The organism is Lysinibacillus sp. GW247-5R2A, from assembly GCF_059424475.1.
Genome location: NZ_JBWKZL010000014.1, coordinates 51,340 through 67,786, shown reverse-complemented (window position 1 = coordinate 67,786; position 16,447 = coordinate 51,340). Strand labels below are relative to the sequence as shown.

Annotated in this window: 15 protein-coding genes; 11 read left to right on the top strand and 4 right to left on the bottom strand. The window is 38.5% G+C overall.

Annotation, left to right across the window (positions count from 1 at the left end; all coding sequences use genetic code 11):
• Positions 1-2: 2 nt before the first annotated feature.
• Entirely contained in the window at positions 3-752 is a 750-nt protein-coding gene (locus AC07YC_RS19590; protein WP_036148186.1) for a gluconate 2-dehydrogenase subunit 3 family protein, read from the bottom strand.
• A 329-nt stretch (positions 753-1,081) separates the two neighbouring features.
• Between AC07YC_RS19590 and AC07YC_RS19585 the strand changes: the two genes are divergently transcribed.
• Positions 1,082-3,079, top strand: coding sequence for a methyl-accepting chemotaxis protein (locus AC07YC_RS19585; RefSeq protein ID WP_494920204.1), 1,998 nt, complete (start codon positions 1,082-1,084; stop codon positions 3,077-3,079).
• A gap of 48 nt (positions 3,080-3,127) precedes the next feature.
• Here AC07YC_RS19585 and AC07YC_RS19580 read toward each other — a convergent pair whose 3' ends face one another.
• Positions 3,128-4,306: an alanyl-tRNA editing protein gene (locus AC07YC_RS19580; protein WP_494920203.1), complete on the bottom strand. Its 1,179-nt coding sequence runs from the start codon at positions 4,304-4,306 to the stop codon at positions 3,128-3,130.
• Between the two features lie 158 nt (positions 4,307-4,464).
• Between AC07YC_RS19580 and AC07YC_RS19575 the strand changes: the two genes are divergently transcribed.
• From AC07YC_RS19575 to AC07YC_RS19545, 7 genes are all read left to right on the top strand, one after another.
• Positions 4,465-4,752, top strand: a complete 288-nt coding sequence (locus AC07YC_RS19575; RefSeq protein WP_036122218.1) for a DUF6509 family protein — start codon at positions 4,465-4,467, stop codon at positions 4,750-4,752.
• Positions 4,753-5,006: 254 nt separating this feature from the next.
• The gene (locus tag AC07YC_RS19570) at positions 5,007-6,152 is read left to right on the top strand and encodes a VanZ family protein (RefSeq protein ID WP_494920202.1); all 1,146 of its coding nucleotides are present in this window, start codon (positions 5,007-5,009) and stop codon (positions 6,150-6,152) included.
• Between the two features lie 13 nt (positions 6,153-6,165).
• A complete protein-coding gene (locus AC07YC_RS19565) occupies positions 6,166-7,500 on the top strand; it encodes an FAD-dependent oxidoreductase (RefSeq protein WP_036122225.1) in 1,335 nt (444 codons plus the stop codon).
• 17 nt (positions 7,501-7,517) lie between these two features.
• Complete coding sequence (locus tag AC07YC_RS19560; RefSeq protein ID WP_336636413.1) at positions 7,518-7,991, top strand: glutathione peroxidase; 474 nt, start codon at positions 7,518-7,520, stop codon at positions 7,989-7,991.
• A 191-nt stretch (positions 7,992-8,182) separates the two neighbouring features.
• Positions 8,183-8,950 carry an ABC transporter ATP-binding protein gene (locus AC07YC_RS19555; RefSeq protein WP_336636414.1) on the top strand — a complete coding sequence of 256 codons (768 nt, stop codon included), beginning with the start codon at positions 8,183-8,185 and terminating at the stop codon, positions 8,948-8,950.
• Positions 8,937-10,805 (top strand): FtsX-like permease family protein, encoded by a 1,869-nt coding sequence (locus AC07YC_RS19550; protein ID WP_494920201.1) that lies wholly within the window; start codon positions 8,937-8,939, stop codon positions 10,803-10,805. Before AC07YC_RS19555 ends, AC07YC_RS19550 begins: the two co-directional genes overlap by 14 nt.
• A gap of 1 nt (position 10,806) precedes the next feature.
• A complete protein-coding gene (locus tag AC07YC_RS19545) occupies positions 10,807-11,166 on the top strand; it encodes a YxeA family protein (protein WP_336636416.1) in 360 nt (119 codons plus the stop codon).
• Positions 11,167-11,191: 25 nt separating this feature from the next.
• Here the strand turns inward: AC07YC_RS19545 and AC07YC_RS19540 are convergent, their stop codons facing one another.
• Both AC07YC_RS19540 and AC07YC_RS19535 read right to left on the bottom strand, forming a co-directional pair.
• Positions 11,192-12,580: a sensor histidine kinase gene (locus AC07YC_RS19540; protein ID WP_494920200.1), complete on the bottom strand. Its 1,389-nt coding sequence runs from the start codon at positions 12,578-12,580 to the stop codon at positions 11,192-11,194.
• Positions 12,577-13,299, bottom strand: a complete 723-nt coding sequence (locus AC07YC_RS19535; RefSeq protein ID WP_336636418.1) for a response regulator transcription factor — start codon at positions 13,297-13,299, stop codon at positions 12,577-12,579. Before AC07YC_RS19535 ends, AC07YC_RS19540 begins: the two co-directional genes overlap by 4 nt.
• Positions 13,300-13,520: 221 nt before the next feature.
• On the opposite strand from AC07YC_RS19535, the gene AC07YC_RS19530 reads away from it, so the two are divergent.
• From AC07YC_RS19530 to AC07YC_RS19520, 3 genes are all read left to right on the top strand, one after another.
• A complete protein-coding gene (locus AC07YC_RS19530) occupies positions 13,521-14,135 on the top strand; it encodes a PH domain-containing protein (protein WP_494920199.1) in 615 nt (204 codons plus the stop codon).
• Between the two features lie 118 nt (positions 14,136-14,253).
• Positions 14,254-15,609: an acetamidase/formamidase family protein gene (locus AC07YC_RS19525; protein WP_336636420.1), complete on the top strand. Its 1,356-nt coding sequence runs from the start codon at positions 14,254-14,256 to the stop codon at positions 15,607-15,609.
• A gap of 193 nt (positions 15,610-15,802) precedes the next feature.
• Positions 15,803-16,357 (top strand): HPP family protein, encoded by a 555-nt coding sequence (locus AC07YC_RS19520; protein ID WP_494920198.1) that lies wholly within the window; start codon positions 15,803-15,805, stop codon positions 16,355-16,357.
• Positions 16,358-16,447 lie beyond the last annotated feature (90 nt).

Below are 16,447 nucleotides of genomic sequence, written 5' to 3'. Positions count from 1 at the left end.
CCTTAGTGGTTGCCCAAAGATTTAGGCTCAATTTTTTGGAATTTCTTATCTTCAATTTGTGATATATAAGCCATTTGGTGGCCAGGGAAGTTCTTCATGCGCCAGCCATCCATATTACGATTTCCTCCATACATTGGGTCAGAATAAGCGCCCTCTAATGTAGCGGCTCGTAACAGTGTAAAGAAAAATGCTGATTGTACACCAACCATTTCAACTTCACCCTTTTGAAAGGCTGTTAAAATTTCATCGATTTGTTTACCATCCAAATCGTTAAAGCTCTTCTTAAAACGTTTTTGTGCCTCATCGTCCATTTTTTGAATGCCCTGTCTGAAAATTTCAGCTCGCGTTAGGCGGCTCTGATAGCCTTGAGTAGGGGAACCTACATCAAAAGGGCCTTGCATATATTCCTTAGAATTACTTCCGTAATTTCCTGCTAATTGATGATCGATAAAATAAGGGACATCCAAACCTATAGCACCTGGCCCTAAATCATCTTCAGGAAAAATGCGTTCGGTAGCCTTGGATAAAATACTGAAATCTCTTTCATTTCTAAAAAACATTTTTGCTTTTGGCGAACCAAGAGCCTCATTTGTAGTACCGTGTCCATCATGCTCCAGAGTAGATGTACCTTTACCATTGATGTTGTAGCCTACTAGTCCTCCAATTAATCCACCGCCGACTAATGTACCAGCAGCAATACCAGTTGTCTTTAAAAAGTCACGACGTGAAACATTGTTCTTATCTGAACTCATCGTAATCCTCCCCTCAAAATGTTTTGAATCTATCCTATTTCTAATAATCAGCAAAAAATGTGAATTATAATCAATTTCTGTTGGAAAAAGTTTTAATTTCATCCATTAAAGCCAATGAATTTTGTCTACCTATAGCAAAACATACCGATAAGTTAAAAAAATGTAGAAAATTGTTAGCACTATAGCGATAGGGAAAATGGTATTATTATACATTAATTAATCTTATTGGAAAAGTTTTGTTGACTTCTCCTTTAGCTGACTTTACTCTGAAAGTAATGCATAAATAACTGAATTTTATAGCTAAAAATGGAAGAAGTGAGTAAAAGGGAATGTGGATAAAAGGAATTGGCGGTAAATTAGTCGTTGCCATTATAGCTCTTGTTTTTGTGACGTGTGGGACACTGGGACTGTCTACTTGGATAAATAGTACGAAGGCAATGAATGAGCAAGTGGAATCAAACTTGGTATCTAGAGCTGAGGATGTTTCACAATACATAGAAGAACACTTTCAATTAACGTTAGTAGAGGTTGAGGCAATAGCGGAGCAAGAGGCAGTACGTAGTATGGATTTTGACAAGCAAAAACAATATTTATCAAAACGTCTTGCGGATAATAAAAATTATCTTGGGTTTGGCATTATTAAAGCTGACGGAGTTGCTCATTATTTGGATGATACTACTGCTGACTTAGGTGATCGTGATTATGTAAAGGAGGGCTTTACGGGTAAATCCGTTATGTCTGAAATTACGATTAGCCGGGTAACCGGGGAGCCTGTTATTTTAATTGTCTCTCCAATCGACACGGTATCAGGTGAGAAAGCTTTACTACTCGCTCGTATGGATGGCTATTATTTGTCCAATATTGTAGAGGATATAAAAGTTGGAAACAGTGGGTATGCATTTATGTTAGACGCTAAAGGAACTATCATTGGCCATAATAATCATGCCTATGTGAAAGAGCAAAATAACCCCATCAAGGAAGCAGAAGATACAGGTGTAATGTCAGGGAGAGCATTGGCTGCAAAAGAGATGATTGCACATAAAAGCGGTTATTTTTCATTTGACACAGAGGATGCAGGTACAAACTTAATGGGCTACCATACACTTGATAATGGTTGGAAAATGGGCGTTATTGCTTTAGAAAATGAGATGTTTTCAGGGCTTTCTAAGCTCAAGACAAACTTTATAGTCACAACTATTATTGTTTCGTTACTAGGGCTATTTATCTCATTTGCTATTTCACGATCTGTTAGTAGACCACTTCGTCATGTTCTCCGTATTAGCGAAGGCTTATCAGAGGGTGACTTTACACAAGAAATTCCTGAGAAATATTTGAAACGTATTGATGAGATGGGGACAATGTCGCGTGCATTGGATCGCATGACTATAAATATGCGAGAAATGATTGCAAAAGTGAGCCATGAAGCGACAACTGTGAATGAAGCTTCCTGTGATTTAATGGGAGATGTAATGGCTGTAACAAAACATTCTAAACAAATAGCAGGCGCTATCAATGAAATAGATAGAGGAGCACAAAGTCAAACTGTCATGGCAGAGGAAAGTGCGTCTGCTATGGAGCAAATGGCATTAGGTATACAAAATGTAGCTGAAGTAGCTTCAACTATTGCCTCAAATACAGATTTTATTTCCCAGAAAATTAGTGAAAGTAATGATGCTGTCCAGCAATCAATCCGTCGCATGAATGAGATTCAGGAAGGGACTACCGCCGAGCTAATGATTATTCATAAATTAGAAAAAGAGTCAGAGGAAATTAACTTAATTTCTAATATGATTGCAGCTATTTCTGATCAAACAAATTTATTAGCACTCAACGCATCCATTGAAGCTGCACGAGCCGGAGATGCTGGTAAAGGCTTTGCCGTTGTGGCAGAAGAGGTTCGCAAGTTATCAGAGCAAACAGCCGAGTCTGCTACAAAAATTAATGTGTTAATTGAGCGAGTTCAATCGTACACATTAGAGGTGGTGAAGGCAGCAGAATTAGGTGAAGATAATGTGGAACGAGGATTGGCATCCATTGAGGCAGTGGGTGAACGCTTCGAGGAAATAGTTCAAGCTGTTGGAGAAATAGCTGGTCAAGTCGAAGAAATGAATGCCTCTGCTGAACAAATGTCTGCCAATACAGAGGAAGTTTCAGCGTCTATGGAAGAAATGGCTGCCACAGCACATGCTGCCAGTGATTATGTGCATGAGGTAACGGATGCTACAACAGAACAGTTAAATACAGTTACAACGATGAATGATCAAACTGAAAAACTATCAGCAATGGCGAAACGTTTATATGGAGCCATTCAAAAATTTAAATATTAAAGAAAGAGGAGCTGTCATAATTGGACAGCTCCCCTTTTGTTAGCGATATTAAACGTTTTGCATAGCTTCTAGTAGTTCTTCTTTAGAAATAATACATTCGCCGCCACCTTGCACCATTTGATCACTTCCGCCACCCTTACCATTAATGAGCGGTAATGCCTTTTCGGCAATAGCCTTCATGCTTTTAGATACATGTTTCCCTCTAGCAGCAACGAACTGTAGCTTGCCATCACTTTCAGAAACAAGCAAAGTGACCATATCTTCTTGTTCAGAAACAATTGTACGAGCTAATTTTTGTAGCTCTTGCATAGTTCGTTGTTGAAAAGCAGCAGTAACAAGACCTGAGCTATTTAAAACGAGCGCTTTTGCTTCGTATGTTAGGAGCTCCTCTTTGGCTGCAACAAGTGCTTTTTCAGTATGTTTCTGAGCGTTTAGTATTTTAGCGAGGGCTGTAGCCGCCTCTACCTCAGGAACGCTTAGCTGGCGTGCGACATCACCTAATACTTTTTTACGCATAGCAAGTTCGTTTAAAACACGTTGACCACAAACGAATGAGACGCGCACATTGCCCTTCATTTTTTCAGTACCTAGAATTTTTATGGCATTGACCTGCCCAGTAGATGTTGGATGAGTGCCACCACAGCCGTTGTAATCATAGTCAGGAATGATAACAAGTCGAATATCTCCCGTTACAGCAACTTCTTTCCGAAGATTAAAATCGGACAGTTCATTTTCTGTAATCCACGTAGTTTCTATCGGACGGTTTTCTAAAATGATTTCATTAGCTCGTATTTCGGCTGCTGTGAGCTGTTGTTCTGTCAAAGTATCTACAGCAATATCAATTGTGACATGCTCACTTCCTAGATGAAAACTAACCGTCTGAGCATCAAAAAGTTCTACAAATGCCGCTGTTAAAATATGCTGACCAGCATGTTGCTGCATATGATCGAATCGCCTAGGCCAATTTAACGTACCGTGCACGAAGCCTTCCAATTCTAATGCATGACCCTGTATATAATGGCGAATCTCTTCTCCGACCTTCTCTACATCTATCACTTCTATCCCATTCAATATGCCAGTATCATGGGGTTGTCCTCCGCCAGTTGGATAAAATGCAGTATTAGATAACACAACATAATGACGACCAAATTCGTCGGTTTCTTTACTAATAATATGAGCATCAAACTCACGTAACATAACGTCCTGATAATATAATAAATCTTTCAAGTAAAAGCCTCCTTTTTATGTAGGTACAGTTTACGCTAGGGTAGATTCCACTTTATTTTGGCATAATTACTTACAAGTGTATATGGCTTTTCTAGTTGACCCATGCTGAAATTGATTTAATATAGAAAGGAACAGCTAAAGATAAAGGAGCTAGCATTATGGAAATTACACAATTCTCAATGGAAGAAATTTTAGACCCAACCAATATTATAGAAGGGAAGCGTTACGAATTTATTTTAGATATTGAAATTGATGAAGAAGATGAGCTATATCACGAAGCAGGTATTGAAATTCGTGTACTTATAGGTGAAAAGGCAGGAGAGCCATATATTTTAAATTACTTCATCATGGAAAAAGCAGAGGGTGAATACTTAGATTTTGCTTTAGAGGATGATGAACTAGAGGAAATTTTAGTATTTTGTAAAGAGGAAATAACAAAGGCATAAAACGAAACAGGTAGAGAGTATATTCTTTACCTGTTTTTTTATTTTGATGATGTGGAGGTCTGCTACCTACAGGAACGGTTTATGAGCAAGGGGTTATGTCGGCTTAATCAGCATCGCATTGCTCAAAAATCTGGGGAGAATGGATGGACTTAAGGATTATGTAAGCTTATTGACATATTCGCGTAGAGTGTGGGGATTAAACTGAGTTTTAGGTTTCATTAATTCGGGCAGTTTAAATAGAGAGGTGCTTATATATGTCAACTTACACGCAATCCATTCTTATTGCATTTTTCATAACGATTATTTTATCATTTGTTCTTGTTATTCCATGGTTAATTTATACGTATCGGAAATATAGTTACTTGTCTATGTCGAAAACAATTATTATGTTCTCCTTTATTTTTTACTTTTTATCTGCGCTCTGTTTAGTATTACTGCCATTCCCATCTACAAGGGATACTTGCTCCCTTCAATCGCCAGATACAGTCCATACAAATTTACGACTATTTCAATTTGTCGAGGATATTTTAAAGGACAGTGGCGTTGTCTTAACCAATCCATCGACATGGCTTGCTATCACAAAACAGCAAGCATTTTATCAAGCATTTTTTAATTTCCTATTATTACTGCCATTTGGTGTGTACTTGCGATATTTTCTTCAAGAAAGAAGGTACTGGAAACGTGCATTTATATTAAGCTTTTTGCTAACATTGTTTTATGAGATCACACAAAGAACAGGTATTTATGGCATTTTTAATTGTGCCTACCGCATATTTGATGTGGATGATTTATTGCTAAACAGTGTAGGTGCATTATTAGGCTTCTTTTTAGCTCCTATCGTGTGGGCACTATTTCCTTCTCATGAAGAGGTCGAGGCTAAAGCTGTGGAAATGGAAAAAAAGGATATAGTAAAACCAATATCCATTTTACTAGCATTGGTTATTGATTTATTTATCGTACAAGTAATTTGGTTCATTATCGGCGCTCTAACGGGCTATAGTGGCACTTTTGAGTTCTTAGTTGTCATTGCACTATACATGACTATCTTTGGCTTCATACCAAGCATGATGAATGGCGCAACAGTAGGTATGAAAATTATGCGCTTTACAATGGTCCATAAGAAGGGCAAAAGTATTGTAAAGCAATCGTGGAGACGCTGTGTAGCGATTGTTGCGACCGTATGTCTATTAGAGGCCATTTCAACAGTCGGTGAGATTCAATTAGATATGGATTCACCATTTTATGTTCTGCAAATTGTCATTTCTTTACTAGCCTCATTAGGAGGTTTTGCACTTACAATGATAATAGCTATTCATGTTATACGTGTCATTGTAAGCGGAGGAAAGCGTCGTTTGTATATCGACCAATACGCAGATTTAATGGCAACAAGAAAAAAATAAGGGGGCAAGTGGAATGAAATACGTCATCATTGGGGGAGATGCTGCAGGGATGTCTGCAGCTATGGAAATCTATCGTAATGTACCAGGAGCGGAAATAACTACTTTAGAACGTGGCTTTATTTATTCATATGGACAATGTGGATTGCCATATGTTGTAGATGGTCGTATTTCATCAACCAAACGATTGATTGCAAGAGATGTTGAAACGTTTCGAGGTAAATATGGCATCGATGCACGAGTTGGCTATGAGGTAGAAAAGGTAGATGTAGAGAAGCAGGTTGTTTCGGGGGTACAGGCAAGTGGAGAAGTATTTGAAATTTCCTATGATAAGCTTCTTATTGCAACAGGGGCAGATCCAGTTGTACCTGTTAAAAGAGGTGTAGAACTAGAAGGTATCCACACCGTAAAAACAATTCCGCAATTAGAAGATTTAATGGCTGATTTAACGCCTGATATTGAACAGGTAACTATTATTGGTGGCGGCTATATCGGCTTAGAGATGGCAGAAACATTACATGCCTGTGGGAAAAAGGTAAGACTTGTTCAACGAGGAAGCCATGTGGCAAAAATTTTAGATGAAGAGCTTGCCCAACATGTTCATGAAGAAGCAAAAAAGAACAATGTAGAGCTATTATTAAATACAGATGTAGAAGCTTTTGAAGGGAATAAACGAGTGGAAAGGGTCATCACAAATAATGGTGTCTTGGAAACAGATTTAGTCATTGTTGCTTCAGGTATTAGACCCAATACAAAGTTTCTAGAAGGTACTGGTATAGCTTTTGCAAAAAATGGGGCGATTATCGTCAATCGTCATTTAGAAACTTCGGTGGAGAATGTTTATGCGGCAGGAGATTGTGCCACTCATTTTAATATTGTGAAGGAGCGCATAGATTATATACCTTTGGGGACAACTGCCAATAAACAGGGCCGTCTAGCGGGTCTTAATATGTCAGGAAAGTTTGCACCGTTCAGAGGCATTGTCGGGACATCTATTTTAAAATTTTTCAACCTAACAATTGCTACCACTGGTATAAATGAAAGCCATGCGAAAGAGCTTGGCTTTGATTACGAGGCATTTAAACTATCAGCTCGCCATATTGCAGGCTATTATCCAGGTGCACAACGTATGTACATTAAGGTAGTTGTACGTAAACGAGATCAGTTGCTATTAGGCGCACAAATTGTTGGGCCAGCTGGTGTTGATAAGCGTATTGATGTGTTTGCAACCGCATTGTATAGTAAAATGACATTACCAGATTTGCTAGATTTAGATTTAGCTTATGCACCGCCATTTAACGGCGTATGGGATCCTTTACAACAGGTGGCAAGAATGAATGGACGTTTATAAATAGGAGGTAGAGGGCAATGAGTATTTATGATATTAACGTGACGTTAGAAGATGGTACTGACTATAGCTTAGAGCGTTATAAAGGAAAGCCGATGTTAATTGTCAATACTGCCTCAAAATGTGGCTTTACACCGCAATTCGAGGAATTAGAAGGTCTCTTTGAAAAGTATCAGGAAGAAGGTCTTGTTGTACTAGGTTTCCCGTCCAATCAATTCAAGCAAGAGCTGGCGACTGCTGAAGAAGCTGCTTCACAATGCCGACTGGACTATGGGGTAACCTTCCCGATGCATAAAATCGTCAAGGTGAATGGTAAGGAAGCGCATCCGATTTTTGATTATCTCACTTCACATTCTAAAGGCTTTTTAGGCAACAGCATTAAATGGAATTTTACAAAATTCTTAGTGAATCGAGATGGCGAGGTTGTTGGACGCTACGCATCGGCAGATAAACCAAGTAGCTTTGAAGATGATATTAAAAAAGTTTTAGCCTAATAGTTAGAAGGATTCATGCACAGACTGTGTATGAATCTTTTTTTATCAATATAAGCAAAAAAGGCAATGGATGTGGATAACACATATTAATTTATTGAGAATAGATGATTTAAGGTTGCTGTAAGCTTGCGACAATTTTGCTGTAAGTTTGGGGGCGTATACTAAAGTCAGAAAGAAGAGGAGGAGCGTATATGACGCCATTATTACAGGTACAAAATGTTGAGAAAACTTACGGCAAGGGCGCTAATACTTTTACAGCGTTGTCTAATATATCATTTGAAGTAAATAAAGGTGAATTTGTGGGCGTAATGGGTCCTTCAGGGGCTGGAAAATCTACGCTTCTTAATGTATTAGCTACGATTGATACACCGACGACTGGTGAAATCATAATTGGTGATACGAACTTAGCACGTATGAAAGATGCTGAATTAGCAGATTTTCGTCGTGATAACTTAGGGTTTATATTCCAAGACTATAACTTACTTGATTCTTTGACTGTACGTGAAAATATAGTCTTGCCGTTGGCTATTGCGAAAATGCCAACAAAGGCTATTAGCGCTAGAGTTGATCGTATTGCTGCATTGTTTGGCATTAGTGATTTATTGGATAAATATCCTTATCAAATATCGGGTGGACAAAAGCAGCGTACAGCTTCATCACGTGCTTTAGTGACAGAGCCAAAATTAATCTTTGCGGATGAGCCTACAGGTGCACTCGATTCAAAATCAGCAACCGATTTGCTGGAAAGTTTAAGTGATTTAAATCAAACACAGGCGGCAACCATTATGATGGTTACTCATGACGCTTTTGCAGCGAGCTTCTGTCAGCGCATACTATTTATTCAGGACGGACAGTTATCCAAGGAAATTCATCGTGGGACTCTAACAAGGAAACAATTTTTCCAAGAGATTCTACAGGTGCTGTCAAGCATCGGGGGTGGAGTAAATGACGTTATTTAGTTTAGCGCGTAAAAATATTCAACGTAATCTATCCAACTATTTTTTATATATTGCCTCAATGGTATTCAGTATCGTCATTTACTTTACATTTGTGACACTGAAATATAATGATGATCTTTCAGCCTTAAAACAGTCCTCTCAGCAAATTAAAGGATTGATGAGTGCATCGTCTGTTGTTTTATTGTTCTTCATTGTCATCTTTATGGCCTATTCTAATTCGTTTTTTATGAAGAAACGGAAAAAGGAAGTAGCACTCTATTCACTATTAGGTGTGCGTAAGCAAAAAATTGGTCTCATGCTGTTTTTCGAGAATCTAGTCATAGGGTTAGTTTCTCTAGTATTGGGCATCGTTTTAGGTTTCTTTATGTCGCAAGGATTATTAATGATATTAGTCCGTTTAATGGGGTATGAAATTGTTGGAAGCCTAACATTTTCGGTAGAGGCATTGGTGAATACAGCAGTCATTTTTACAATACTATTTTTATTCACGTCGTTACAGGGCTATCGTGTTATTTATCAATTTAAATTGATTGACTTATTTCATGCAGAAAAACAGGGTGAGCAAATTCCACGTGCCTCTTTAGTAGCGGCTGTTTTAGGAACGGCGCTTATCGGATTTGGTTATTATACAGCTGCCTCTGATATGTTTACGAGTGAAATTTGGCGATTCTTTACGGTTCTAGGCACGCCACTAATGGTCATCGGTGTAACTATCGTCGGGACATATCTTTTATTCCATAGTGTAAGTGTCTTTGTGTTAACAGCTTTAAAAAGAGCGACATCTTGGTCATGGAAAGGGTTAAATTTAATTGGAGTTTCCCAGTTATTGTATCGTATCCGCGCAAATGCTAAGTCATTGTCGATTATTGCCATTTTAAGTGCAACGACAATTACAGCAGGCGGTGGCGTCTTTGGTATGTATTATAATGCAGAAGCATCGGTACGTCAGATGCTGCCAAATACATTTATGTGGAAAGGCGATCCGGTCGAGTTTTCACAGAAAGACGTTATCTATCATGAATCTCTGTCTGTGAAGAATTTACGTGTCGATAATGAATTTTCATTTTTCGAATATACATTACTTAAGGAATCTGATTATAATCGTTTAGCAAAATTACAAGGTAAGGATCAAAACCTGCATATTGCTGGTGGATCGGCCGTGCTGCTGGACGCAGCTTATGATGAACGATTTTCACATGACTTTACTGGGGAAGATTTCAAGCTAAAAAATGGAGATTCCTTCCATGTGGAAAAAATGTACACAGAGAGCGTTCTTAACTTTATTCCGGCGGGGACTGTACTTGTCGTGAATGATCAAGAGTTTGCTACGACTAATGCAGAAGAAGTACAGATGCAGGCTATTGGTTTAGACAATGATTTGAAACAACAGGCTGTTTCACAGGACATAGTCAAGCAATTGTCGACAGAACAGCAAGAATCTTTCTCTAGTGTTCCGCAAAGCTATGAGGACAGTATAGCAACAGTAGGTGCATTACTGTTTGTTGGTAGCTTCCTTGGTCTCGTTTTCCTAGCGGCAACAGGAAGTATCATTTATTTCAAAATCTTAACGGAAGCTGAGGAAGATCAGGCAAAATATGCGATTTTAAATAAAATTGGTGTAAACAGTAAGCAAATCTTAAAGACTGTAGCCGGACAAGTAGCTGTCATCTTTAGTGCACCACTGATTGTAGGTATCGTGCATAGTGCATTTGCGTTACTAGCATTTTCACAATTATTTGGTATGAATATTACGAAGCCAGTGGTATTATGGATGATTGCGTATTCAGCTATTTATTTCATCTATTATATATTTACTGTACGTTCGTTCTACAAAATCGTTAGACAGGGGAATTAATATGAGAAAAGTATTTTTAGGAATAGGCGCATTGCTTATCTTATTCGTAGCAGGGTTAGTTGTATTGATGACAGTAGATTTTAACCGTTTAAATAAAGACACTTATTATGTCCATATTACGGCTGATGGTGAGGTAGAGGAGTATAAGGCAAGTAATGGTGAAATTTTTAAAATGTATTGGTATGAGCTGCCTGCCTACAATAAAAATGGCGAAGAAAAAACATTAAAGTTCTCAGCTAACAAAAATTTACGCCATGATGCTTATTTAAAGCTTTATGTTAAAAAAGAAACAGAAGTCACTTCCTATGATGAGGTGAAATTCCACGAGTTACCGAACAAAGCGCAAGATCAAATGAAATAGCAAAAAGGAGCATCCACTAGTCAAACTAGGGCTGCTCCTTTTTTAAATGAATGGTAACAATTGTTCCCTTTCCTTCTTCTGAAGTGATAGTAACAGTACCTCCATGAGCTTCAATAATATCTCTAGCAATGGCGGTTCCTAAGCCCGTACCAACTGTATTATCTGTATTTGTACCGCGGTAATAGCGCTCAAAAATATGCTCTAAATCCTCTGCGGAGATCCCCTTGCCATTATCCGCTATCGTAATGGCGTCCTTATTGATAGATACATGGACGGATACATCAGGCGCGTTGTGAAGTAGGGCGTTGTGTAAAAAGTTCATAATTGCTCTGCGCATAAAATGTTCGTCAATAAGATGGTGATTGTTCTCTGAGATTGCTTCAAACTCTATATTGGCGAGTTCAAACTGTGGGGTATTTAATGTATCAATCACAATCTCACGGATAAACGGTACCATGTTGACGTCTTGTAAAGTAAGCGGTAGTTGCTGATGTCTTAAGCGCATCGTTAAATTTAGGTCATCAAGCAAATCTTGCATATGCAATGACTGTTTCTCGATTATCTGAGCATACTCGGCCTGTTCTTTAGAGGTGAGTGTCTCGTCGTCTAAAAGCTCTGCATAGCCACGAATAGAGGCTAGCGGTGTTTTCATATCATGAGAGACATTGCTAATCCATTCTTCACGCATCAGTTCAAGACGCTTACGTTCCTGCTCATGTGCGGCTAGTTCTCTGGATACTTCATTTAAATTTTCAAAGACAGTTTTATATACACCACCAGGCGTTTTTACTGGCTGATGCTCATGGTTTTTTAAATGACGAATACGTTCTATCAAAGCATAGAGAGGCTTCGTTAGCGTACGACCAAATAGCCAGCCAACCAATGCAGCGACAATTAAATCAGCAATAACAATGAATAACCCGAATTTGCCTGCAAATTGTAACAAGGAAGGGCCAGAAATATGCATGACTAATCGCGCAACATTACTGCCTTTAATGCCAACAAGATAACTAACCTCATCTTTGGCACCAACATAAACCGTCGTATCAGAATCAAATTCTTTATATTTATACACTTGTATCAAATCGATGGGTGCATAATGAGAGGGTGCCTTCTCTGGGGCAAATTGAGACTCAATGACTTGCCCGTTCACATCAAGTAATTGAATCCAAGCATTTCGCTGATGCAACTGTTCGAGTCCTTCTGTGCTTATGGAAGCTTCTCCATTTTCTATGACAATATACTGCTGAAAATTCCGTACAAAGTCTTCTTCTTTCGATTCAGTAGCTCCATCATAATCATTTATAAGTTTATAGGTCAGGAGCCCGATGAGAATGGCTGTATTGACGAAAATAACGATGATTACGATGGATAGAACAGAAAAGAGGAAGCGTGCAGTCAATTTCCACTTCATCCTTGCGCCTCTTTTGGTATGACGAACTTATACCCAAGTCCTTTTACAGTTGTGATAAAAAAAGGTTTTGAGGCATCCTGCTCAATTTTTTCACGCAGACGTCGAATATGCACCATAACAGTATTATCAGAACCGAAAAAATCCTCTCCCCAAACACGCTCAAAAAGAGTCTCCTTACTTAAAATGCGATTAGGGTTGTGCATAAAACATGCCATTAAACCAATTTCCTTAGCTGTTAACTCCAATAAAACCCCATCCTTGTGTACTTCAGTTTCATCACCGTTAAGCTGGAAGGGTCCAACTTGTATCGTTTTTTCTGCCATGCTCGAAGTTGTTTCATAGGTTTGATAGCCAGCTCTACGTAACTGTGCCTTTACACGGTAGGCAACTTCCTTAGGGCTAAAGGGTTTTGTAATATAATCGTCGCCTCCAATGGCAAGTCCTAAAATTTTATCAATTTCTTCATTTTTTGCAGACATGAAGAGCACGGGCACATGCGATACTTCGCGAATTCGTCTACATAAATCATAGCCTTCCCCATCAGGAAGCATGACATCTAGAAGCACAATATTGGGGCTTGTTTGCTGAAAGCTTGTCCAAGCATCGTGAACGGTGCCAGCTGTATAAATATGTTTATAGCCTTCTTTTTGCAGGCTTACCTTTAGAAGATTAGCTAAATCTACCTCATCATCCACTACTAATATGGTTGGCTCTTGCATTATTCACACACCCTTTCTTTTATTGAATACTTTCTTTTTGAAAGAATCTTTCTAAGTTATGAACATCATTATAAATGAAATGTACTGAAAAGAGGAAATGAAGTTACTAAGAGAAGAATTTGTATACTAACGTTCACAATTATTAAACATGAAGTCGGGGGAATGAAACCTTTACAGCTATTAAACGTAAAAAGAGTATAAACGAATGAGGAGGAATGGCAATGTTTAAAAAAATAGCTGCCGATGCATTAGGATTATCTGATATTGGAGTAGTCGTTCAACGAGAGGACTATGATAAAACAGATGCAGATGATTTTATACTACATGAAATTGATGAGAAAATTTACTTTTTAATTAAAACGAAGGCAGATGAATACTGCTTTACAAACCGTGCCATTCTTCATGTAGATGGCGAAAGCGCTATGAGTAAAAAACGATTACTACGTCGCTATGACTATTCTATGTACGCTATTACAGATGTTTTTCTCGAAACAGCAGGAACAATTGACCTTGATGTCGAAATTAAGTTTACAATCGGTAATTCTCCACTTTCCATAGACATTCATAAACGCTTTATTGATGACATTAAAGATTTATATAAAGCACTACATGCGATTAGCTACGAACAAAAGAACAATGCCTATAAGTTAGAAGTAGCAGAAAAAAGCTTACATATTGCTTCTTCATCACTTGGACGAATTGGCAATGATAATATTTCTCCATCAGCATCATTTGAGTCAATTACCCGCTTTGCGAATACTTGGATGATTGATCATAAAGATCAGTACAAAAAAGAAGATTTCTCACATATTTATGATTTATATATGAATAATTAATTGTGCCTAGTAGTTTAGGTTGCACAGGATAGAAAAAAATAGCTCTCTGCGTATGTGGAGAGCATTTTTTTACATAAAATCTCATACATAAAAAGACAAACTAGGAGCGTGACGAAAAATGACAAACGAATTGCATGTGCTTGACAAAGAGGGACTAGAAAGTGACTTTATACAGCAACCGCAAGCCGCTGAGACATTGTTCGTAAATGAGTTCATAGATGGTATTTTAGATCCTTCACAAGAAATGCTTGGGCCCGTTAAAGATGGTGGAACAATTATTGCCAATACAACACCTGGCTGCTGGGGACCCATGCTAACACCAACTATACGGGGTGGACATGAAGTAACGAGGCCTGTTTTTGTGGAGGGGGCTGAGGTGGGGGACGCCATCGTCATTAAAATTAAGTCTATTCAGGTTACTTCACTGGCCACTTCCTCTGGTCATGATGAGGCGATTACAGATCGATTCATTGGTGATCCATTTGTTTCCGTAAAATGCCCAGGCTGTGGCAAGCTCCACCCAAGCACGGTTGTTAAAGGTATAGGTCCTCAAGCCATTCGCTGTTCGACATGTGACACAGATACAGCACCATTTAAAATGACGAATGGCTACACAATGACGTTTGATCATAAAGGGCAAATAGGTGTAACGGTTGGACGAGAGGGTGCCCGTCGTATTGCCCTTGATGCCAAAAATTATATGAGAACACCCGAAAACTCTACTCAAAATCCTGTTGTTGCACTAGCACCAAGTGACATAATAGGTGTCATGGCCAGAATGCGCCCATTTTTAGGTCAGCTTGGTACAACCCCTTCAAAGGCAATGCCAGATTCTCATAATGCTGGTGATTTTGGTTCATTTTTAATTGGGGCACCACATGAATATGCCTTTACACAGGATGAATTGGATTTACATCGTACTGATGGACATATGGATATTAGCAGAGTTCGTGAAGGTGCAACGATTATTTGTCCTGTAAAGGTTCCTGGCGGTGGCGTATACATTGGAGATATGCATGCCATGCAGGGAGATGGTGAGATAGCAGGACATACAACTGATGTAGCAGGAATTGTGCAGCTTCAAGTTAGTGTCTTGAAGAAAGTAGCATTAGAAGGACCCCTATTACTACCAAATGAGGAAGATTTACCGTATACAGCAAAGCCTTTTACAAAGGAAGAAAAGCGTCGCGCTCGCGAACTAGCAGAGGAATTTGGCGTAAAACAGGTTGAAGAGGCATTCCCTGTATCCATCGTTGGTTCTGGCAAAACATTAAATGAGGCAACGGATAATGCTATTCGCCGTGCATCCAAGCTATTCGAATTACCTGAACCAGAGGTATTAAATAGAGCAACCATCACGGGCTCTATAGAAATTGGCCGTCATCCAGGGGTGGTCACAGCCACTTTCCAAGTACCTAAAACGATACTGAAAAAGGTTCGAATTTATAAAACGGTGAAAAAACAATACGATTAATCAATCAATTTGTAGGAAAGCAAACTTTCAAAGGTTTGCTTTTTTTGTAGGGGTTGTGAGTGAAAAAAGTGATTATTTGTCGGAAATTTGAAGTTAGAATTGAAATGTTATGATGGATTGATATAATGATAAAAGTTTAATATCCATCAATATATAAGTAAAAAAAATAGAGAAATAGCAAAGTCGGTGCTGCATGTCAGAATTAGTGCGAGTAGGAAATAAAATTGAAAAAAAGAATATCATAAAGCCCTTTATGTTAAAGATGAAGGGAGGCGGACATGCGCCCTCTCGGACAAATTTTGCTGATGCCTTTACTGGAGCGATAGGTGGTCTAATCTGTATTTTTGTGTTGCTTTTGCTAACAAATTATACAAATGCACCTTGGTTAATGGCATCTCTTGGTGGGAGCTGTGTTCTTGTATTTGTTGTTTGGAATGCGCCATTGTCTCAGCCTCGAAATATTATCGGAGGTCATTTGGTTTCTGCATTTATTGGTCTAGTGTTATATTCAACATTAGGTTCGAGTATGCTGTCCATCAGCCTTGGTGTTGGGTTAACTATATTTTTCATGGCCTTGTTAGGCATTATTCATCCACCTGCGGGTGCCAATCCTATTATTATTATTTTAGGAGGCTATAGCTGGAGTTACCTAATTATGCCTGTATTAATTGGGGCAATCATTATTGTTTTCTTTGGTCTGTTAATAAATAATTTAAGAGAAACACGAAAATATCCACAATTTTGGTGATCAAGATGCCATCTGTGAAGTATTCACTTCATAGATGGATTTTTTTTACGCATGCATTTTTGATAGGCATACCACTATTTTTTTAGCATA